General features: G+C 39.8%; 24 protein-coding genes and 2 pseudogenes. 7 read left to right on the top strand and 19 right to left on the bottom strand.

The window, feature by feature from the left end; genetic code table 11:
- Positions 1-4 precede the first annotated feature (4 nt).
- The gene (locus tag NSS80_RS10880; RefSeq protein ID WP_342498312.1) at positions 5-1,366 is read right to left on the bottom strand and encodes a hypothetical protein; all 1,362 of its coding nucleotides are present in this window, start codon (positions 1,364-1,366) and stop codon (positions 5-7) included.
- A 203-nt stretch (positions 1,367-1,569) separates the two neighbouring features.
- Between NSS80_RS10880 and NSS80_RS10885 the strand changes: the two are divergent.
- Together NSS80_RS10885 and NSS80_RS10890 are read left to right on the top strand one after the other, a co-directional pair.
- Positions 1,570-2,472: pseudogene (locus tag NSS80_RS10885) on the top strand (recombinase family protein); the annotation flags it as partial.
- Between the two features lie 714 nt (positions 2,473-3,186).
- Positions 3,187-3,834 (top strand): annotated as a pseudogene (locus tag NSS80_RS10890) (polysaccharide biosynthesis protein); the annotation flags it as partial.
- A gap of 51 nt (positions 3,835-3,885) precedes the next feature.
- Here the strand turns inward: NSS80_RS10890 and msrB are convergent.
- Positions 3,886-4,317, bottom strand: coding sequence for a peptide-methionine (R)-S-oxide reductase MsrB (msrB, locus tag NSS80_RS10895; RefSeq protein WP_061109260.1), 432 nt, complete (start codon positions 4,315-4,317; stop codon positions 3,886-3,888).
- Positions 4,317-4,850 carry a peptide-methionine (S)-S-oxide reductase MsrA gene (gene msrA / locus NSS80_RS10900; RefSeq protein ID WP_024422720.1) on the bottom strand — a complete coding sequence of 178 codons (534 nt, stop codon included), beginning with the start codon at positions 4,848-4,850 and terminating at the stop codon, positions 4,317-4,319. Before msrA ends, msrB begins: the two co-directional genes overlap by 1 nt.
- 138 nt (positions 4,851-4,988) lie before the next feature.
- Between msrA and NSS80_RS10905 the strand changes: the two genes are divergently transcribed.
- The 3 genes from NSS80_RS10905 to NSS80_RS10915 all read left to right on the top strand — a co-directional run bounded on the left by NSS80_RS10905 (position 4,989) and on the right by NSS80_RS10915 (position 6,521).
- Entirely contained in the window at positions 4,989-5,420 is a 432-nt protein-coding gene (locus NSS80_RS10905; RefSeq protein WP_007500780.1) for a MarR family transcriptional regulator, read from the top strand.
- Positions 5,421-5,474: 54 nt separating this feature from the next.
- Positions 5,475-5,735 (top strand): hypothetical protein, encoded by a 261-nt coding sequence (locus tag NSS80_RS10910; protein ID WP_024422721.1) that lies wholly within the window; start codon positions 5,475-5,477, stop codon positions 5,733-5,735.
- 69 nt (positions 5,736-5,804) lie between these two features.
- Complete coding sequence (locus NSS80_RS10915) at positions 5,805-6,521, top strand: DUF4397 domain-containing protein (RefSeq protein WP_235046713.1); 717 nt, start codon at positions 5,805-5,807, stop codon at positions 6,519-6,521.
- A gap of 32 nt (positions 6,522-6,553) precedes the next feature.
- On the opposite strand, the gene ypmT is transcribed toward NSS80_RS10915, so the two are convergent.
- From ypmT to ilvA, 7 genes are all read right to left on the bottom strand, one after another.
- Positions 6,554-6,751: a protein YpmT gene (gene ypmT, locus NSS80_RS10920; RefSeq protein ID WP_024422723.1), complete on the bottom strand. Its 198-nt coding sequence runs from the start codon at positions 6,749-6,751 to the stop codon at positions 6,554-6,556.
- Positions 6,752-6,775: 24 nt separating this feature from the next.
- Positions 6,776-7,342: a YpmS family protein gene (locus NSS80_RS10925; protein ID WP_317221988.1), complete on the bottom strand. Its 567-nt coding sequence runs from the start codon at positions 7,340-7,342 to the stop codon at positions 6,776-6,778.
- A 10-nt stretch (positions 7,343-7,352) separates the two neighbouring features.
- A complete protein-coding gene (locus tag NSS80_RS10930) occupies positions 7,353-8,114 on the bottom strand; it encodes an SGNH/GDSL hydrolase family protein (RefSeq protein WP_224426673.1) in 762 nt (253 codons plus the stop codon).
- A gap of 69 nt (positions 8,115-8,183) precedes the next feature.
- Positions 8,184-8,738: an SCO family protein gene (locus NSS80_RS10935; RefSeq protein WP_029706009.1), complete on the bottom strand. Its 555-nt coding sequence runs from the start codon at positions 8,736-8,738 to the stop codon at positions 8,184-8,186.
- A 59-nt stretch (positions 8,739-8,797) separates the two neighbouring features.
- The gene (locus NSS80_RS10940; RefSeq protein WP_280149493.1) at positions 8,798-9,640 is read right to left on the bottom strand and encodes a DegV family protein; all 843 of its coding nucleotides are present in this window, start codon (positions 9,638-9,640) and stop codon (positions 8,798-8,800) included.
- A gap of 187 nt (positions 9,641-9,827) precedes the next feature.
- The gene (locus tag NSS80_RS10945; RefSeq protein ID WP_024422728.1) at positions 9,828-10,079 is read right to left on the bottom strand and encodes a YpmP family protein; all 252 of its coding nucleotides are present in this window, start codon (positions 10,077-10,079) and stop codon (positions 9,828-9,830) included.
- 36 nt (positions 10,080-10,115) lie between these two features.
- Positions 10,116-11,384 (bottom strand): threonine ammonia-lyase IlvA, encoded by a 1,269-nt coding sequence (gene ilvA / locus NSS80_RS10950; protein ID WP_025093104.1) that lies wholly within the window; start codon positions 11,382-11,384, stop codon positions 10,116-10,118.
- Positions 11,385-11,565: 181 nt separating this feature from the next.
- On the opposite strand from ilvA, the gene NSS80_RS10955 reads away from it, so the two are divergent.
- Positions 11,566-12,534, top strand: a complete 969-nt coding sequence (locus NSS80_RS10955; RefSeq protein WP_125587070.1) for a sigma 54-interacting transcriptional regulator — start codon at positions 11,566-11,568, stop codon at positions 12,532-12,534.
- Positions 12,535-12,548: 14 nt separating this feature from the next.
- Positions 12,549-13,187: a hemolysin III family protein gene (locus NSS80_RS10960; RefSeq protein WP_024422731.1), complete on the top strand. Its 639-nt coding sequence runs from the start codon at positions 12,549-12,551 to the stop codon at positions 13,185-13,187.
- A 38-nt stretch (positions 13,188-13,225) separates the two neighbouring features.
- Here the strand turns inward: NSS80_RS10960 and NSS80_RS10965 are convergent, their stop codons facing one another.
- From NSS80_RS10965 to NSS80_RS11005, 9 genes are all read right to left on the bottom strand, one after another.
- Entirely contained in the window at positions 13,226-13,849 is a 624-nt protein-coding gene (locus NSS80_RS10965; RefSeq protein ID WP_024422732.1) for a hypothetical protein, read from the bottom strand.
- Positions 13,850-13,868: 19 nt separating this feature from the next.
- Positions 13,869-14,354, bottom strand: a complete 486-nt coding sequence (locus tag NSS80_RS10970; protein ID WP_024422733.1) for a dihydrofolate reductase — start codon at positions 14,352-14,354, stop codon at positions 13,869-13,871.
- The gene (locus NSS80_RS10975) at positions 14,351-15,145 is read right to left on the bottom strand and encodes a thymidylate synthase (protein ID WP_024422734.1); all 795 of its coding nucleotides are present in this window, start codon (positions 15,143-15,145) and stop codon (positions 14,351-14,353) included. Before NSS80_RS10975 ends, NSS80_RS10970 begins: the two co-directional genes overlap by 4 nt.
- Positions 15,146-15,248: 103 nt before the next feature.
- Positions 15,249-15,776 (bottom strand): phosphatidylglycerophosphatase A, encoded by a 528-nt coding sequence (locus tag NSS80_RS10980; protein WP_024428140.1) that lies wholly within the window; start codon positions 15,774-15,776, stop codon positions 15,249-15,251.
- An 18-nt stretch (positions 15,777-15,794) separates the two neighbouring features.
- Complete coding sequence (locus NSS80_RS10985) at positions 15,795-16,412, bottom strand: YpjP family protein (RefSeq protein ID WP_317221987.1); 618 nt, start codon at positions 16,410-16,412, stop codon at positions 15,795-15,797.
- 298 nt (positions 16,413-16,710) lie between these two features.
- Positions 16,711-17,499, bottom strand: coding sequence for a class I SAM-dependent methyltransferase (locus NSS80_RS10990; protein ID WP_317221986.1), 789 nt, complete (start codon positions 17,497-17,499; stop codon positions 16,711-16,713).
- 66 nt (positions 17,500-17,565) lie between these two features.
- Complete coding sequence (locus NSS80_RS10995) at positions 17,566-18,000, bottom strand: BrxA/BrxB family bacilliredoxin (RefSeq protein ID WP_024422738.1); 435 nt, start codon at positions 17,998-18,000, stop codon at positions 17,566-17,568.
- 81 nt (positions 18,001-18,081) lie between these two features.
- Positions 18,082-19,758, bottom strand: coding sequence for a dihydroxy-acid dehydratase (ilvD, locus tag NSS80_RS11000; protein WP_024422739.1), 1,677 nt, complete (start codon positions 19,756-19,758; stop codon positions 18,082-18,084).
- Positions 19,759-20,065: 307 nt separating this feature from the next.
- The gene (locus NSS80_RS11005; RefSeq protein ID WP_342498313.1) at positions 20,066-21,202 is read right to left on the bottom strand and encodes a conserved virulence factor C family protein; all 1,137 of its coding nucleotides are present in this window, start codon (positions 21,200-21,202) and stop codon (positions 20,066-20,068) included.
- Positions 21,203-21,204: the final 2 nt, after the last annotated feature.

Genomic DNA, 21,204 nt, shown 5'->3' on the forward strand with positions numbered 1-21,204 from the left:
AACACTATAATTTCAATTGGTGTTTTGCATAAATAGTGCGAGTTACTATAGTATCTTCATTTGGATTAAACAAAACTTGATACTTAGGGTCATTACCTTGATTAGTAACATGGTATATTATGTCGTGAGAAGCACTATCAGCACAAGCTAATACTATGTCAGCACTGATCATCATATTTTTAGTTTCTTTTAATTTATTGAAACCATCCATCCACTCAGCTTGTAATCCATGCAATCTCAATCGATCTGTAAATTTTTTACCATCCCTGCTACTAATAATTAAAACCTTAAAATTCCCGATATAGACATGTTCAACGGCGCTTTCTGTAGAAATGCTCTTTTTTCTTCTTACTCTGTGTGTTTCCTCATCTGTTTTAAAAGTAGTCTCATCTTCGTATGTTAAAACAATGTCTACAGTCCCGTCATCGTTTAGTATTCCTCTCGCAGGCTTACCTGATTCATCTGAGGATTCTTCTATATGAATACGAATTTGATATGTTTCTCCATGAGTGCTTGCTAATTGATAGCCACCCTCGTATTTTATTAAGTAGCCAAACACATTCACTCTTTCAGTTTGAGAAAAGCTGTAAAACTTGCTCAAAGAGCGATATTTTTTCACCAGCTTAGAAACTGACTTGAACCTGTTGTAGTTGTTTTCATCCATTCGTTCATACAAATCATTCAACATTTGTTCTGGATCAATCAAACTTTGATTCTCATAGAATTTATCATAAAAGGATTTATAGTACTCGATTTTCTCATCCTTTTTATGAATTTTAGACTCTAGCGTCTTCATCCCCTTAGTTTTTTCAACCAATCGTTCTTCAAGCTGTTCAGCAGTTCCCTTCAATTGATTTAGGTTGTCCTTTAATTGGTTTATTGTATTTAGACTCCATTTGTATCGCTTTTCATAAGTCCTGAACTGTTTTGACTTTAAAACTTCTTCATCCAATTTTTCATTTAGCAGTTCGATATCCTGGTGTGCTTGAGCGATTCTTTCTTCATATTTTTTGATTAAATCAGATTCTCCGTTTTTCAAAGAATTTATTTCTTCAATTAGAGAATGTTGCATTCTATGAGCATCTTTTAATTTATTGTTTTTGTTTGAGAGTTCTTTCTTGTCCCTTTTAGCTTGTTCAGATATTTGACTTAACTCTTTTTGTAATTTTTCGTTTAACTTCTTTTGCTCTTTATAAAGTTTTTTATAATCTACGTCAGACTTTTCATTTTTTTCTTGATCAACAGTTTCATGACTTTTTTGTATAGCCCTCATTTTTTGTATAAGTTCAGTCTTATTGGAAGCACTATCTTTTTGTTTAAATGGATTTTTCTTTCTATTATCTTCAAGGATGTGTTTATTACGCATCACATACACCTTACTTATTAATGTATTTTAGATATATGCTTATTATATCAAAGGTTCAGCTTTTATTGAAATTGGTGTACTTAGAATGAAAGATATGTTTTATGTAGAATGTTTTGCAATAGACGGACAAGGAAAGATTTTGTTGTTTTTGTAATAAATATATAATACAATCATTTTATCAAAATACGGTTTAACCGTTTATAATGAGAAGAGGTGCTTTTTTATTGGAATTAAAACACATTGTCAATTCCTATAATGTGACTAAAATTATTGGCTATTTGAGACGTTCTAGACAAGATGTTGAAAGAGAGAAGCGTACTGGTGAAGATACTTTGACAGAACAAAAAGAACTTATGAATAAAATATTGACTGGGATTGAAATACCGTACGAAACAAGAACTGAGATCGGTTCTGGTGAAAGCATTGAAGGAAGACCAGTGTTTAAAAGTTGCTTAGCTGATCTGAGGTCTGGAAAATTTCAAGCAATTGCTGTAAAAGAAATAACTCGTCTTAGTCGTGGTAGTTACAGTGATGCTGGTGAAATCGTCAATCTTCTAAATGAAAAAAGGATTATCATAATTACACCATATAAAATATATGATCCAAGAAATCCTGTTGATGCTCGTCAAATTAGATTTGAACTATTTATGGCTAGAGAAGAATTTGAAATGACAAGAGAAAGAATGAATGGTGCCAAGTTTACTTATGCTGCACAAGGAAAATGGATTTCTGGTTTAGCACCATTTGGCTATAAATTAAATAAGCGTACATCTCGCCTCGAACCATCGGATGAAGACAAAGTTGTGGTAAAGTTGATATTTGACATTTTCTTAAATGGCCTTGATGGTAAAGATTTAAGTTATACAGCTATTGCAACTCATCTTTCTAAACTTCAATTCACTACCCCAAGGGGAGGAAAAAGATGGAGTAAGGACACTGTTAGAAAAATTCTTCAAAATGAAGCCTATATGGGAAGGGTTAGGTATAAAGCAAGAGAAACCACAAAAGATGGAAAAAAAGTCTTCCGACCTGAAAGTGAACATATTGTTGTAGATGATGCCCACGAACCAATAATAAATAAAGAGGACTTTGAAGCTGTTCAAGAAAAGATTAAAAATAAAGTGCCTCTGCTTCCAGTCGTAACATCTTATGAACCTAATGAATTAGCGGGAATATGTGTATGCTCTGTCTGTGGAAAATCACTTCAAAAATTTGAATCCGAATATAATAGGGAAAACAAGGATGGGACTTCCAGCTACTTTCACGTGAAGTTATTGATTTGTAAAATCAACAAGTGCACATCAGTAAGATATGAGTATGTTGAAGAAGCAATTTTGGAGTATCTTGAGCAGTTGATTTCTTTAGAAAATAATAGGCTAAAGGCTATAATTGAAAAATCTATGGAAGCAGCAGAAACTAACAATTCAGAAAAGACAAGTGAGCAAATGCTAGTACAAGCAAACCAAAAACAGAAAGAGCTCGAAAACAAATTGACATTTATTTTTGAAAAATTTGAATCTGGAATTTATACAGATGAAATGTTTTTGCAAAGGAAAGCAGCTATTGAAAAAGAAATAGCTGACATTAAAAAATTGAAACAAGAACTTAGCATGACATTTGAAGTTAAAGAGAAAGATGTTAATGAATTTAGGGTTAACATATCAGATGTAGTTAAATTTTATAAAGAATCTAAAAGTAGAGGATTAAAAAATGAAAAGTTGAGATCCATTTTTGACTTTATAGTATTAGAAATGACAGAGAAAAGACGAGGCCCCATCCCTGCTAAGTTCAATATTTATCCGGTTTTGCGAATTCCGAGTGTAGTTAATTAAGTATCTTGATAAACTGACAAAGCGGTTTCTCCAACGAATGCCATGGGTGCAACAAAATTGATTTCAGAAAAACTATTTTTCCAAGCAAACGAAAGTATTCCGAATCAAAAAACGAGGTTTTGCTCTGTACGCTTTGGCAATGTGCTTGGATCTAGAGGTTCCGTTATTCCGATCATGCTCCAGCAGCTATTAAATGAAAAACCTTTGACCGTGACTGATCCTCATATGACACGTTTTTTTATGTCCATTGAAGAGGCTGTTTCCCTCACACTTCAAGCAGCAATCATGATGAAAGGCGGCGAAACCTTCATTCTCAAGATGGAGTCCTTACAGCTTGCCGATCTCCTAAAAGCGTTTCATGAATATGCCGCTCAAATCAATGCTAAATCTCCGGATATTCTTGTAGTCGGAAAAAGACCTGGCGAAAAGCTTCACGAGGAGCTCACATTCCCGCACGAAGCAGATGCACTGTTTGAACATGAACAATTTTATGCCATTTTACCAAGACCACATTTGCACCCTGCCTTTCAAAAAGTCGACTTAACGAATTACACCTCAAAAGAAGCACCGCTCATTACAAAAGAAAAGCTGTTCCACATCATTGAACAATTACATCATACACATCATAAAAAATAAAAAATCGTCACACGGAAGCAGCTGCTTTCCATGTGACGATTTTTAGATGGATTAATCAAATAGATGTTTCAAATTCCCGTAGCCTTCTTTTTCAAGATCATCCTTTGGGATAAACTTTAAAGCGGCTGAGTTAATACAATACCGAAGACCGTTTGGCCCTGGGCCATCAGGGAAAACATGACCTAGATGAGAATCAGCTGTTTTACTGCGAACCTCTGTCCGCACCATTCCATGACTCGTATCAACCTTCTCTGCTACTTCTTCCTCTTCAAGCGGTTTTGTAAAACTTGGCCATCCGCAGTGGGCATCAAACTTATCTAAAGAAGAAAAAAGCGGCTTTCCTGAAATGATATCCACATAGATACCTTCTTCTTTATGATCCCAAAATTCATTTTGAAATGGCGGCTCCGTGCCATTATTTTGCGTGACTTCGTACTGCATGCGGTTTAATTCTTTTATACGCTTTTCTTTTTCATTTGCCATTATTTATCACTCCAATGGGACTCAATAAAACCGGCTCTGCCCGAACCGACATGATATCGTTCGTAGTGCATTTTGTTTTTCTTATAATAATGCTGATGATATTCCTCTGCTGGATAAAAAGGACCTGCGTCTAAAATTTCTGTAACGATTGGCTTTTTGAAAATCCCGCTTTGGCTCAGCTGCTCTTTCGATGCTTCTGCTAGCTTTCGCTGCTCGTCATGATGAACATAAATACCTGTACGGTAAGATTCCCCTCTATCGCCAAATTGCCCGCCATCGTCTGTTGGGTCTATTTGCTGCCAATACAGCTCTAGCAGCTTCTCATACGGGAACACGTCAGGATCAAACGTGATTTGAACCGCTTCTCTATGCCCCGTTGTATTTGTACATACTTCCTCATAGGTCGGATTCACTGTATGTCCGCCAGTATACCCTGATTCAACTTTGATAATGCCCGGCTGTTCATCAAAAGGTTTAACCATACACCAGAAGCAGCCTCCTGCAAATGTGGCTAATTCTTGTTTTTCAGACATATTAGTGCCCCCTTCATTTAAAAAATGGTATCATCATATTATAACATGATAAAAAATAATGAAAATGATACGACTTGTATACCTAAAATAAAAGAAAGCATTCTGTCGTATCTTTAAAATATAATGGGGGTTTAATGATTGGAACAAAGAAAACAAATGATGTACGAAATGGACACTTTACTGAGAACCGTATTTAAGCAGATCCGTTATGAAATTAACAGCCTGCTCGAAAACGAATTATCTCGGAATGAATTTCTTATTTTAAATCTGCTCCGTGAGCAAGGTGCAAAAAAAGTAACGGAATTCGCTTCCATTCTTGGAGTGTCAGCAAGTCATATTACCGCTGTGACTGACACACTCGTAGAAAAAGGCTGGATCACCCGTATCCGCTCAAAAGAGGACCGCCGCATCATCAAAATCCACTTAACCGATAAGGGTAAGGAAATTACTGAGCATTTTGAGAAAAAGAAAACCGAATACTTTATGGAGCGATTTGAATCATTTGATGACGAAGAACTAAAAACCATGATCAAATTATTTAAAAAGCTGGATAAAAGTCAAAAGGATTAAGCATAGATTTTAGCGCTCAGGACATGCTACGGATAAAAAGAGGTGGAACAAACCATGACAAGCCCTTATCTTTGTCCAAACTGTAAAACAAACAGAACGCGCTTTAATCTCATTGAGCAGCTTTCAGAACCTGTAAAGCTTGATCCAGCAACAGGAGCAGTTGTTGAAAGATACGAAGGAGAACAGCTGTCTCCTTTTCACTTGAGCTATCAAGGTCCTCAAATGAAAGTCCAGTGCGGTGTTTGTGGTTTAATTGAGGATGAAAAAACGTTCATTAAACTAGCTGAATATCATCAATATTCTTCTCCTTCTTAACATGCCGGCCTGACGGAAAACGTCAGGCTTTTTTCTATGCTTCTTTTGCCTATACAGATCGTCTTTTTCATGCATACGCTACAAAAAACACCATTGCATGAGAAAGAAGGGATTGATGACATGCAGCAGCTCTTTTATCATGACTTTCCATATCGGCCATTCGCTGACACCTACGAGCATCTTCAAAGCAGCCCTTCATCAAAAGCCTTTATTCGATTATTTCACGCTGCACCAGATCTCAGTGAGCTCGCTGTTTATGTGAACCGGAAGCAGATAATGAAACCAATGCCTTACAGCCATTTGACCGCTTATATGGAGTGGGATGAGGGAATGTATGAAATAGAAGTGTTCAAACTGGCTACAAATGAGAGAATTCTTCATTCCCGCATTCGATTTAAGAGCGGCGAGGTCTACACATTATGTATCACAGGTGCCCGTGCAGGCTTTGCACTCTTGACTGAGCAGCAGGCTACTTTGATCAAACAAGAAGACCTGTCAGCACTTACATTTGTACAGCTGTCTCCGGACCTTCCTTCTATAGATATATACGAACGAGACCATGGGGTTATATCGAAGGAGCTTGATTATGTAAACAGCACCCACATTCATCATTTCTCCCCGAACAAATATCATTTTGAATTGAAAGCCGCCGGCACTCAAAGTGTACTGCTTGATATCCCAAAAGTTCATCTGCAAACAAAGCGTGCATACCTGATTCTGCTTCATGGTTTTGCTAACGGAGATCCTGAACTTATGGCAAAGGTGGTCTTGTCTCGGCAATTATAAAAAAGAGCCTTTCCTAAAGTGGAAAAGGCTCCTTACGAGACATCTTCAGCTTTTTCTTGCTTTTGAAAATCAAAAGCAAGAATCATCGTGCCTAGAAATAATGCACAGTAGGCAATATTTAAGTAAAACTGATCGATATTTTCTGCTTTTAAAGCATTGGCAGCTGTTATGCCAAAGTACGCAGCAAATAAAAACGACAGTAAACTAAAATATTGATAGACTCGCTTCATGATTTCACTCCTGACTCACACGTTCTATTGCTTTGAATGATAATATGAGAATTCAATTTCATCGTTCTGCAGATCAATTTTATTTGCTTTCACATACATATCATTCGTCAGCGGCATTTCTGAAAGACGCACTTCAACCGTTTTTTGATCCGGTTTTACATGAACGAACTCTGGCAGCTCATAGAACTGACCCATGTAGCTTAAAACAAAACTAATCGGAATGCTCAATTGTCCAATTGAAAAGTCATCCACCTTCAAAAGCACATCACCATTATCTTCAACAGTTGGCGTAAATGAGACGTTTGCATCAATCGTTGAAGAGAAAGCTTTAATTGCGCCTGTTACTTTCACATCTTGATCGATTGCTACATGAAAGTCTGGCATATCATTTGATCCTTGATTTTTCAAATAATCATTCACAAAGCTGGTGAGTGATTCCTTTGAGCTGGATATATTAAAAGCATATTCGCTTTTCACTTCTTTGGTTGAAGCGGATTGACCGCCTGGCAGCAGCATCAAAATACCGCAGCCAATCACAATCAATAGATTGATTGCAAGTAAAATAAAAAATAAGCTTTTCCATTTTTTCATCTGTTTCACCCTATTCCTTCGGCAGTCCTTCTTTTTTCACTTCGGAGAATAAACGATTTGCCATAAGAGAGTACCCCTTTTGGTTTGGGTGGAAATCATCTTCTGCCAGTAATTTTTCATCAGAACCTTCTTCAAATAAATCTGCTACATTGACCATATCCGCATTGCCGTCTTTTTTGAGTTCCTTTTTGGCAGCGGCATTCCAGTCTTGAACGACTTCATCAATATCTCGCAGCTCAGACAAACTGAATTTAAAAGGATTGTACATGCTGACATACATGATTTTCGCATGAGCATTCTGTTCTCTCAGTTGAGCAAGAATGGTTTTAAAGCGCTCTTCAAAAGGACCCTGCTCTTTTTGAAAAGGAGCAAAAGTCAAATTAAGCACATTTTGACGGACAACATGCATGAGATCATTCCCGCCGATCGTAAAGAAAATATAGTCAGCGTCTTTCAGTCCGTCCTGCACCTTTTTTTCTTTTAATCTTTTTAATAAATCTACTGTTCTACTGCCTTTAATGGCATAGTTTTTTAATGTGACAGACTGCACGCCGTCCACTGCTTCTATCTTGTCACGGGTCATGCCTGCATAGCCTTTTTTATCTTGATCTCCGATTCCTTCTGTTAAGGAATCTCCAACCGCTGCGATGGTAATATGTTCTTTTACTTTTGGTGTGTCTTCTAGTTTATCCTTTATGCCAGCCTCTTGCGCGGAACATGCAGAAAGAACAAAAGCTAGAGACATCACAATCAAAATCAAACGAGCCTTCAAACGATGATGTCCCTCCTTTTTCTGATTAAAAAAGTGTATCATGTTTTCGCCCATTTGAACATCCTTATGCTAGCTTCGGTTCAGCGTTTTGATGTCCTTGATGATGTCATCATAAGGTGTGTTTTGCACCCCATCATAGTTTTTCATCACTTTCCCATCTTGATTGACAAGGAAAAACAGGGACTGATGAATCACTTGGTCTTCATCTTCAGGTTTTTTTACAATGGTTTTAAAACTTTTCATTGCGAATTTTTCAATTTCTGACTGTGAATACCCAGTGAGAAAATCCCAATTTTTAAAGGACAATGGATAGGCTTTTGCAAATTCCTTTAGCTTTTTCGGTGAATCGACCTCTGGGTCCACGCTAAAGGAAATGATATGCGCATCCAATTTTTCTTCTTTTAACCGTTTTTGCAGCTCTGTCATATGAGCAGTCATCGGCGGACAAATCGTTTCACAGCTTGTGAAAATAAAATCAGCGACCCATACTTTCCCCTTTAAATCATCCAATGACACCTTTTGGCCATCTTGGTTTTCAAACTCAAACGGCTCTATTTGATAATTTAAAGCATCCTTGATTTGTCCATTTGAACATGAGACTAAAAGAAGCACGCTTACCATCATAAGCGCACCAAGTAAGGCTCCCCTTTTTCTATACATGATATGTCCATCCCCTTTTTCTATCAATCGGTATAAAAAGTAAAGCCTATTGCGCCCTTTCCAGTATGACACGAAATAATCGGTGTTGTGTAGGCAATGTCAATCAGTGCTTCAGGTGTGTGATCAAGCAGCGCTTTTTTTAGCTTTTCAGCGAGTTCTAATGCATCTGCATGTGCGATCCCAATGGCTTGAACTGTTTTTCCCTTCACCGCCTGTACATACTGTTTTGTCAGATGGCGGACAAGCGCAGAGTAGCTTCTCACATTCGCTTCTGGCGTATATACCCCGTCTGTTAAGCTGGCAATAGGTTTGATGTGAAGAAGTGAGCCGATGAGCGCCTTTCCTCTTCCAATTCTGCCGCCTTTGACGAGATTTTCTAATGTATCGATCGTGACATATAGCTTTGTTTGATGACGGATTTTATCTAATTCTGTGATAATATCTTCACGGCTTGCACCCTTTTTGGCTAGTTCTGCTGCTTTGATGACTTGAAATCCTAATCCATAGGAAATAAAATTCGAATCAATCACCGTGATATTTCCATCTACCATTTTCGAAGCGCTTTCAGCAGTTTGAACAGTACCACTCATTCCACCAGTTAAATGGATACTGATCACTTCGCTTCCATCTGCCGTCAGCCTTTCATATAATTCGACGAATTGACCGATCGCAGGTTGAGACGTTTTCGGCAGTTCCTCAGCGGCCTCCATTTTTTCAATAAATTCATCTGGCTGTATATTCACTCGGTCAATATAATCAACTCCAGAAATGGAGATATTGAGCGGAATCACGTGAATGGAAAGATCATTGATTTTTTCTTGCGGAAGGTCCACAGTTGAATCTGTTACAATTTTAATTTGTTTCACTATCGTCTCATCCTTGCTGTCTTAGTCTTTACTTATGATATTACCTTATTTCCTGCACACTTGAAAACAACTGACCTAACGTTTTTGAAATTGTCACATTTTCTTCTTGTCATGAAAAAAATCCTTGCCAAACTGAGCAGCTGCCATTTCAAAATGGCTGCTTCCCCCTTTTGACAAAGATTTCTGCTTACGCATTGTGTTTCAGTGTAGGCTCCTGATAGATCTGTTCATATGTGCTCCACTTGACGTTACGTTTCACATCCTCTCTGAAAGAGTACACAGCTCTCTTTCCTTTAGATACATAGACTTTTTTCAAGAAAGCTTCAAGTCTAAAGGTGAGCATGAAACGATACGTCTCATCTCCCTTTAGAACAGGGACTTCTGTTACCTTGATCTGAGCTCCATCCATCCGTCTAAAACATATTGTTTTGAGCAGCACAAACGATCAATCCTCTTTTCCAATTATCTGTTAAGCCTAAATAAATAGGTGGAATAAATCTTGATCTTTATTCACTTCAACATAGTGGAATCCTTTTTTATCCATCCGCTCAATCAGCGCTGCATAGTCATCTCTTTCTTTCAATTCGATGCCGACTAGCGCAGGACCTTTGCTTCGGTTATTCTTTTTCGTATATTCAAAGCGTGAGATATCATCATTTGGCCCTAACACTTCATCTAAAAATTCACGAAGCGCTCCTGCTCTTTGCGGAAAATTGACAATAAAGTAATGTTGAAGCCCTTCATAGATCATCGAGCGTTCTTTGATTTCCTGCATTCTGCCGATGTCATTATTTCCTCCACTGACAATACAGACAACATTTTTCCCTTTGATCTCCTCGCGATGAGCATCTAATGCTGCGATCGGCAATGCGCCAGCCGGTTCTGCTACAATCGCACATTGATTATACAGCTCTAAAATCGTTGTACATACTTTCCCTTCTGGTACAAGACTGATTTTATCGACAACAGACTGAAGCGATGTAAACGTCTTTTCGCCAATTCGCTGAACCGCTGCTCCGTCTACAAACTTATCAATCGAATCAAGTGTCACAACCTCGCCCTTCTCATGTGAGGCATGCAGTGAAGCTGCGCCAAGCGGTTCGACTGCAATGATTTCGGTTTCTGGTGAGATATTTTTGATATATGTACCAACACCAGATAACAGACCTCCACCTCCGACACTTGCAAATAAAAAGTGAGGCTCCACTTCGATATCATTTAAGATTTCGACAGCAGTCGTTCCTTGTCCTGCCATCACATCCAGATCATCAAACGGATGGATAAATTCGCGCTTCTCTTCATCTCCGCATTTTACGGCTTCATGATACGAATCATCAAACGTATCTCCGGTTAAGATAATTTCAACATATTCTTTTCCGAACAGCTCCACTTGTGATACTTTTTGCCTTGGCGTCGTAGCAGGCATAAAGATTTTCCCGTGGATGCCTAAATATTTACAAGAATAGGCAACACCCTGCGCGTGATTTCCAGCACTTGCACAGACAATGCCATTTTCTAGTTTATCTTTTGGAAGCTGGCTCATTTTATTAAAAGCGCCTCTTAATTTAAAGGAACGAACTACTTGAAGATCCTCTCTTTTTAAGTAGACATTGCATTCATATCGTTCAGAAAGTCGCTCATTTTTTTGAAGTGGTGTATGAATGACTACATCCTTCAAATTTTGATGGGCTTTTAAGATGTCTTTCACTTGAATTAGCGTATTTTCTTTGAGCAACGGTTTCATGTACAAGATCCTTTCTCTTTAACCTTATTTAATTTGTCATTATAACATGAATATTCAAAAAATAAACCAATAGATCACCGATCCATCATAAATTTTATAAACTTTTTCGTTTTCCTGTACATTTGTTTTAATTGGGTGTTACAATTGAACCAATTAGAACCACAAAGAAAGGAATCACCCAATGGCCACTCAATCATTCGCATCTATCTATGGAGATCATCAAGATATCAAGCATGCAATTCATCTGGCAAAACAATTTTCGAAAAACGAACAGCCTGTCTTGATAACAGGAGACATCGGCACAGGCAAAACGCTATTCGCCCAAGAAATGGCGAACGTATCTGTTCCACACGCATCACTGACACACATGTATTGCCCCATCTTGAATGAAGAAACCTTACAGAAAGCCTTCACAGAAAAAAACAATCAAATTCTTTATTTAGATGAAATCGGTGCATTAAGTATTTCTATGCAGCACCAGGTCATTCACTTTCTAGAAACGTCACCTGCAACAAAAGTAATCGCTTCTTCGTCTTTATCAATAGAGGCACTCAGGGTTTCTTCTACCTTTTTACCCGAGCTGTTTTATCGTCTGAATGTTCTTCATTTGGCCCTTCCAGCTTTAGCCGAACGAAAAACAGATATTCCTGTGTTAATAGATGCTTTCTTTCAAAAGCTGAACATGGCGCCTGATATTGATCCAAGTGTTTGGGAAGCCTTGCAGCAGTATCCATTTGAAGGAAATGTCCAAGAACTCAAAAATATTGTTCATTACGCTGCGTCCATACTCGAGGGCCACACGGTATTTTTACATCATTTACCGCCCTTTGTGTTAGCACCCCTTCCCTCAGCCGTGAAAGGTAAAAAGGAAGAACACCAGCTCACACTAATGGAAAAACAAGAGTTTGTTTTCTTGCTGGAAGCCATTAAATCTCTCAATGAAAAAGGAGAAGCAGCCAGCAGGCGCATCTTGTCTGAATTAAGCAAACAAGGAGACATCCCGCTGACCCCTCAGCAGGTGCGAAACCGCTTAGATGATCTTGAGAAAAAAGCATACGTGACGAAAGGAAAAGGCAGAGCCGGAACGAAGATTACACTTGAAGGTCTTTCATTCCTGAAGTCGCTTGATGGTTATATACCGGTTCAATAAAAGGAGGACATCCATTGTTTACTGTAAAAGAAGAAATTGCAAACGCCATTACACATGGCATTGGTGTTATTTTATCCATTCCAGCTATTGTGTTTCTCGTCTTATTCGCTGTTCAATACGGCACCGTCACAGACATTATCAGCTTTTCGATATTTGGTGCATCCATGCTTCTGCTCTATTTAAGCTCAACCCTGCTTCATAGCATTCGGCACCAAAAAACTAAAGATATTTTTGAAATTCTCGACCATTCGGCTATTTATGTATTGATTGCTGGTACATATACACCCTTTTTACTTGGACCACTAAAAGGTGCACTGGGTTATACACTCCTTGCCATTGTATGGGCGCTTGCTGCTGGTGGGATTGTCTTTAAAATCTTTTTCGTCAAACGCTTTATTATCGTATCTACCCTTGTCTATTTATTAATGGGCTGGATGATCATCATTGCCATCAAACCGCTTTATATCCAATTAACAGGTGCAGGATTTGGCCTCTTACTGTTAGGCGGCATTTTATATTCGGTCGGAACCATCTTTTATATTTGGCGGAAAATCCCCTATCATCATGCGATTTGGCACAGCTTTGTTCTCGGCGGCAGCGCCTCGATGTTCTTCTGCATTTTATTCTATTGTGTGAACGTTCCTGCTGCATGAAAAAAAACCAGCATCCACTATTCGGATGCTGGTTTTTTCTATGCACGCTTTTGTGCGTAATCACTGATCATGACAGGAGCTTTAATATGAATATCAACATTAACAGGACGCAGTCTTTTCACGATCTTCCCAGTTAAAAGACGATCCGTTCCGCTCGTTTCAATCGGTACAAGCGGACAATCGGATTCTTCAGCCAGCGCCTCTGCAATGTGACGATATGCTTCTGAAAGCAAGATACTCTGCCCAGACATGATTCTTTCCTTTGCTTCTTCTAATAAGACCTCATCCGTTTGATTCTGATGAATGACCGCCATTTTTTTGAGCCATTGTTTTATAATCGGATACCGAAAGAGCTTCGGCTTTGCCATAAAAGCAAATGGCTTCTCAAGGTGGCCGATCAATAATGTCGTTGTGACTGGATTCAGCTCTTTTGTGACATAAATAACCGGGCCATCTGGCAGCTTCTTTTGCTGATGAATGGTCATGACTGATCCTGATTGATCAATACATCCCCGGGCAAATCTTTTTGCATGCTCATGAATGAGATGCATTCGTTTCGTATAGGAAATGCGTGGATCCGTTAATTCATGATCGTACAAATGCCTCATACTTTTTAAAAAGGATACAACAACATAAATCGTTAAAAACCAATAACGAAACAACCGTACTCCTCCTACTCACTTACCCTTTTTTGTCATAGACGACAAATTCATAATTGTAGGGGTTCTTTTCGTCACGATGGCCTTTTTCGCGTGATACAATCGTCCATTCATCTTCATTGTAATACGGGAAATAGCGGTCTCCTTCAAACGCATGGTGAATGTGCGTGATATAGAGACGATCCGCATATGGCATCATTTCTTCATACAGCTTAGACCCGCCAATGATAAATAGCTCTGTCTCGCTTTCCGCAATTGCCAAAATGTCAGCAATTGAATGAACAACCTCGCATCCTTCTGCTTTAAAAGAAGAACTTGTGGTCAGCACAATGTTTCGGCGGTTAGGCAGCGCTCGTCCAATCGATTCAAAGGTTTTTCTGCCCATGACAATCGTATGACCGCCTGTGACTTTTTTAAAATACGCTAAATCTGCTGGTAAATGCCAAGGCATTTGATTATCTTGACCAATGACTCTGTCTTCTCCTGTCGCCACAATCATGGAAATCATACACTGACTTCTCCTTTAATATGCGGATGCGGATCATAGTTCTCAAGCACAAAATCATCAAACGTAAAATCAAAAATGCTTTTTACATCTCTCGTAATACGAAGCGTAGGAAGCGTGCGTTCCTCGCGCTCTAGCTGCATTTTCACCTGTGGAAGATGATTTTGGTAAATATGAGCATCTCCGAGTGTATGAATAAACTCTCCTGGCTCAAGATTTGTGACTTTGGCAATCATCATCGTTAGAAGAGCATATGAAGCGATATTAAATGGCACGCCTAAAAAGATATCTGCCGATCTTTGATATAGCTGGCAGGAAAGCTTCCCGTTTGATACGTAAAATTGAAACAGACAATGACAAGGAGGCAGCGCCATTTGATCAATTTCCCCCGGGTTCCAAGCACTGACGATCAGTCGTCTTGAATTCGGGTTGTGCTCAATATCATGAATCAGCTTTGCGATCTGATCCACTGTCTCGCCGTCTCCGCTCGCCCATGATCTCCACTGCGCCCCGTATACACGGCCCAGCTCTCCATTTTCATCTGCCCATTCGTTCCAAATCCGGACACCATTTTCTTGAAGATATTTGACATTTGTATCACCTTTTAAAAACCAAAGCAACTCATGAATGATTGATTTCAGGTGTAATTTCTTTGTGGTTAAAAGAGGAAACCCTTCCTGTAAATCAAATCTCATCTGGTAACCGAACGTGCTGATTGTACCTGTACCCGTTCTGTCACCTTTTTCATCCCCGTGCTGTAATACATGACGGCATAACTCTTTGTATTGTTTCATTTTTTTCATCCTTTATTTATGTTCTTGTTGTAGTTTACCTTATTTCGGCTTTTCTTGAAACCAAAAAAACATGCCTGCAGGATGAGCAGACATGTTTTTCTTTTTATGCTTGATTCACTCGTTCCTGCTCTTCATCCTTAATATCTTGGTGTGAGTGAGCAATGCGGCTTGCAGCTGCTGCGGCAAGTGCAGCGACTAGGTCATCAAGGAAAGTATGCACTTCACCTGGACGACCTTCATCTAATTCACGAATAATACCAAATTTCTCTTTATCTAAATAACCGAAGTTGGTCAAACCGATTGATCCATATACATTGACAATGGAAAGCGGAATAATCTCATCAATTCCATATAGCGGCTCATCTGTTTCAACTAAGTGCTGTAAAGGTTCTGGCAAAAGCTTTTTTTCTGCCAGCTGATCAAGGGCAAGTCCTGTTAAAACTGCATGGACAATTTCTCTTTTATTCAGCACTTTTTCAACATTTTCAATACAGACACTAAGTGGAAGGTTTGGATGATATTTTTCTTGGAGCTTCAGCACAATGTGTGCGATATCTTCAATTTTCACTCCGCGATCGTTTAACATTTGTTTTGTAATCTGCACCATTTCGTTCATTGTATATTTTTTCAATTGGCATGACATCTCCTTCTAGTGGCTCATCCAGCTCGGCGGGGTGTTTTTATCCCAGTAAATATTACCGAGTTCATGATGCGTCTGGAATCCATCTTCTGCTGTATGGTAATGAAAGTTAAACCAATATCCGCTGTGAGGCGGCTGATCTCTTCTGACATGAAAACGGAGCAAATCTTCTCCGGTCTTGCGGTTGTAAATGTGGAAGATTTTTTCGCCATTTCCGCTTGAAGGCTGATCAGTTATCACAACATCTTGAAATTTTTCGTCATCTTTGAAATTTGTTAAATAGTCGATTAACACTTGTTCAATCTTCGGCTGAATTTCTTCTCTGTACTCGTCCTCAATGACAGGTGTGATTTTACGGCCAAATTTGAGAAAGGATTGATTTTCTGCACTTGACAGCACCTCTTGCTTATATTGCTCAAAGGGGTCTATCTGCTCTTTGCTTTCCTCTTGCGTTAGTTCCCAGCTGCGCAATTCATCTGATGTATCATAAACAGCTGTATAAGGCGTTTTATCAGATGAAGAAAGTTCAGAGGGCTTGTCTGTCATCAAAGCCGACGGAGGAGAGACTAAACCAAAAGTTGCAATCGTAAAGAGCACAACAAGCGTTTTTCTCATCCACATCTTCATGATATCTAATTCCTTCCATAAGTTATCATACTGCTATTCTAGCATATAATGAATTTTCAGTCATTCAATTTGGTCACCGATTTGAGACTTTCTTTTTTATAATAAAACGTTTACAATGGTAGTAAAGGCGACTAAAATTTGGGAGGAATGGGTATGCTTGAAGGGTTTTTTATTACGGCTTCCTTGCTGACATTATTTTATTTTGTCTATATGGAGATTACAGATTAAAAGCCCTGAATAAGGGCTTTTTTAGATGCTTGACAAGGAATTAAAAAGAATTGTCTGCACAGCTGAACCTTTAGCGAGGGCTTTTTTCTTTCTCAATATATCCATAATGAAATTGGGCTGTTTTTCGTTTTAAAACGTGAAATTGATAGGAGTCTGCTTGAAATCGGGTGCTTTTCCAATGATCTTTTAAAACCACTCTTTTTCTCGCTACTCTCAGCGCTTCTTGGACGGCTGTTTCGTGATCAAAGTGGTACTCTGCCGCATGACGGAGCGGAGCGATACTTGCAGATTCTTGAATCGCCTCCTCAAACATCGGGTCAAAATAGACGACATCAATTGATTCATCAGAGAGCTTTTTTAGCTGCTCGATACTGTCTCCACTTACAACAGATATCCGTTTCATTGCTTCATCTGCCTCCCTTACCCCTGTCTCCCATGTGTTTAATCCTTCTCGGACTAACAATGCTGTCATGGGATTCTTTTCGATACCAATGACCCTTCCATTCGGACCTACTCGCAAGCTGGCTGTAATGGCATCTGATCCTAGGCCAAGCGTACAATCTAAAAAGGAATCGCCCGGCTGAAGCTGCGTGGCTTCGATTAAAGGATCCTTTTCTCCGCGCATGAGCCGCTTCACCCTGAACATTGCTGAGCTTGGGTGGAAGAAGAATTTTTCACCATTTGGCTGATACCATTCGAATCTTTCATTCCCCACAACAAGGACGTCTCCTCGTTTCATCGCAAGCTGCTTGACGGATTGTTTGCGCCTTTCAACATACTCACCATGTAAATCCTCTGCAAGGGCTTTTGCTGTTTCAATTGTTTGTTCATTTGCTCTAAAGCTTGTTGTGATAAGCATGCGGTTCCTCCATCATGATCAAGAAAAAATGCCCTGACTTGATCACAGGACATTTCAACATGTGTATTAGCAATGTTTTTCAAATGCAGATAAGACGTTGTTCATGATGTCTTCCATTTCATGACCTTCAATCTCGTCACGCGGAATAAAATGAACGAGTTCATTTCCTTTTAAAAGTGCCATAGATGGAGACGATGGCTCTTCGCCTGTGAAGTATTCTCTCATTTTTGCCGTTGCTTCCCTGTCCTGACCAGCAAAAACTGTGACAATTCGATCTGGAGTTTTTTCTGCCTTCATCACAGCTTGAGTAGCAGCTGGGCGTGCTAAGCCGGCAGCGCACCCGCATACAGAATTAACAACTACAAATGTCGTTCCTTCGGCTTCTTGCATCGTTTGTTCTACTTCTTCTTCCGTTGTTAGTTCTTGAAATCCTGCACTTGTCAGCTCTTGACGCATCGGTACAACGAGCTGGCGCATGTATTCTTCATATGCCATTGACATAAAAAAGCCCCCTCTATAATCCTTATGTTGTGAATAAAGGATACTATAGAGAGAGCCAATTTTCAAATGTTCGATATCAGATTAAATTTTCATGATTCCGCCTGTATTGGCTGATGTCACAAGTTTTGAATATCTAGCAAGATAACCCGTTTTCACTTTTGGCTCAAAGCCTTTCCAGTTTGCTTTTCTTCTTTCCCATTCTTCCTCTGGAACATCTACGCTTAAAATGCGCTGTTCGATATCGACAACGACATGGTCACCATTTTCAACAAATGCAAGCGGGCCGCCCTCAGCTGCCTCTGGAGAGACGTGCCCAATAGACAATCCGCGAGAAGCGCCGGAAAAACGTCCGTCTGTAATTAAAGCAACCTTTGGTCCAAGTCCCATGCCGACGATTTGTGAAGTAGGTGCAAGCATTTCAGGCATGCCAGGTCCGCCTTTAGGTCCTTCGTAGCGAATGATGACAACATGTCCTGCTTCTACTTTTCTATTAATGATACCTTCAAGGGCTTCTTCCTGGGATTCAAATACGATCGCAGGCCCCTCGTGGCGTGTGATCCCGTCTTGTACCCCGCCCGTTTTAATGATGGCTCCATCTGGCGCAAGGTTTCCAAATAAAACGGCTAAGCCGCCTTTTTCAGTAAATGGCTTGTCAATTGGATAAATGACGTTATAATCTTTTACCTCATGCCCCGCAATGTTCTCGCCAAGCGTTTTCGCAGTGACAGTCATTGTATCTAAATGAAGAGCTCCTTCTTTTTTAGACAATTCATTTAGTGCCGCTGTAACACCGCCTGCTTCATGTAAATCCTCAATATAAACGTCTGAAGCTGGAGCAAGTTTTGATAAATGAGGCACACGTTCTGCTACTTCATTGATACGTTCAAGTGAATATTCAACACCTGCTTCATTCGCAATTGCCAATGTGTGAAGAACGGTATTGGTTGAACCACCAAGTGCCATATCTAATGCAAATGCATTATCAATTGCTTTTTCAGTGACAATATCCCGTGGTTTAATATCTTTTTTGATGAGCTCCATGAGTTGTTTTGCAGACTTCTTCGCAAATTCTCTTCGTTCTGGTGATGTCGCCAAAATCGTTCCATTTCCAGGAAGAGCGATCCCGAGTGCTTCCGCTAAACAGTTCATTGAGTTAGCTGTAAACATACCTGAACAAGATCCGCAGGTTGGACAGCCAAACTGCTCTAATTCATTTAACTCCTCTTCATTGATTTTACCTGACTGGTATGCACCAACGCCTTCAAATACAGAAGAAAGAGAAATTTTTCTGCCGTCACTTGTTCTACCCGCTTCCATCGGTCCCCCGCTCACAAAGACAGTCGGGATATTCACGCGCATCGCTGCCATCATCATTCCTGGTGTGATTTTATCGCAGTTAGGAATACAAACCATTCCATCAAACCAATGAGCAGATACAACGGTTTCTACAGAGTCCGCAATGATTTCACGGCTTGGCAATGAATATCTCATCCCGATATGACCCATGGCAATTCCATCATCGACGCCAATCGTATTGAATTCAAATGGCACTCCGCCAGCTTCACGAATGGCTTCCTTCACAATCTTCCCGAATTCCTGAAGATGGACATGTCCTGGGACAATATCAATATAGGAATTACATACGGCAATAAATGGCTTGCCGAAATCCTCATCCTTTACCCCCGCCGCTCTTAGTAAGCTTCGGTGAGGTGCTCTGTCGATTCCTTGTTTAATCATGTTACTGCGTAGTTCTGCCATCTGTTTAAAAAGCCTCCTATACTACAAGTCTTGTTGACTGCATGATTTTGAGTTGATTTTATTTTACAAATTTTCTGTTTATTTAGCCACCTATGAATGACCGATGACTAACATGGCTGCTGAAGCAAGCGCTCAGCAAGGTTCGTGTCATAAAATCTGACCTCCAATATTCTATATTGGTACTACTATATAGAGTTTTTTCGCATATTTCAACAATATTCAAAATAATTTTTCTAAAAAAATTTTTCTGTCTATCATTTTTAGAAAAACAAGCTGCTTTTCATTGGCAGCTTGTTCATCTTTCTCATCATTCTGATGCATTCTTTCTACTTTCTGTCATTTGCTTCCATACAGAGCCTTTTGCTTCTTCTCCATGCTCAATGCGCTCAATCGCCATTTTCACTTGAAGACTGACTTCAAACTCAGGGTCTTGCTCTGCTTCTTTTAATGCTTCAAGTGCCGTTTCGTCCCCTTCTTCATAAAGAAACATAGCTGCACGCCAGCGGACGAGCTTACTCGGGTCCTTTAATGCTGCGATCATGGCTTCGCTAGCACTCGGGTCACCAAGGTCAGAAATACAGTCACCAGCCGTTCTGCGGACCGTCACTGTTTTGTCTTCGAGCCCTTTATATAAAATAGGCAGAATGGCAGGATCTTCAATCATGCCAGCATTCACAACGGCTTGTCTGCGAATAGACGTTTTGGGATCCTCCATTGCTTTCATTAAAACAGGTATATCCTTTAGCTCTGGCTGCATTTGCTCTAAATGAGCAAAACGTTTTTTCCAATCTTCCTCTTGCAGCATGTCTTCTGTTACATCATATGCCTTTCGGTTCACCTGTCTATCTACAGCTTCCTGCCCTTCTTTCACTGCCTCTGTTAAGCGGGCTAAACGCTCATCATCATAGGCTGCTTGCAGCTCCTCTGTGACTTCCTCACCGATATCAGCAAATTCTCCAAAACGAACGCCGTGTTCTTTCCACACACGTTCAAACACGACATTGTCTGAGCTGCTTCTAAGCTTTAAAATGGCTGCTTGAAAACGTTCAGGCATGCCAAACCGCTCTTCTCTTTCACCGTCTGACAGTTTGACCTGCATTGGAATCCCATTAAACATTTGGACAAACACTTTCACTTCACCAAATGTGTCATCGCCTGACTGCGATCCTTCCTGAAGACCTTCTGTTTCTTGTCCAAAGGCTTCTCTAACCTGTTGTAAAATACCCTGCCAGTCAAACTTTGCATTTCGCTCAACCGCTAAGAAATCTGCAACATGATAAACCCCTTTTACACCTTCGATGCTTAAAATACGCTTGATCATTTCTGGCGCTTCGTCTTTTTGATCCTTTTTGTAGTTGTTGCTTTTACCGCCAGCAAGTGCTTCTGTCAAAATTACCTTCATGGTATTCGGACTTGGCGTTGGTTCTATTGCTGTTATTTTCATTG

Source organism: Bacillus sp. FSL M8-0350 (assembly GCF_038593345.1).
GTDB classification, from domain to species: domain Bacteria; phylum Bacillota; class Bacilli; order Bacillales; family Bacillaceae; genus Bacillus; species Bacillus safensis.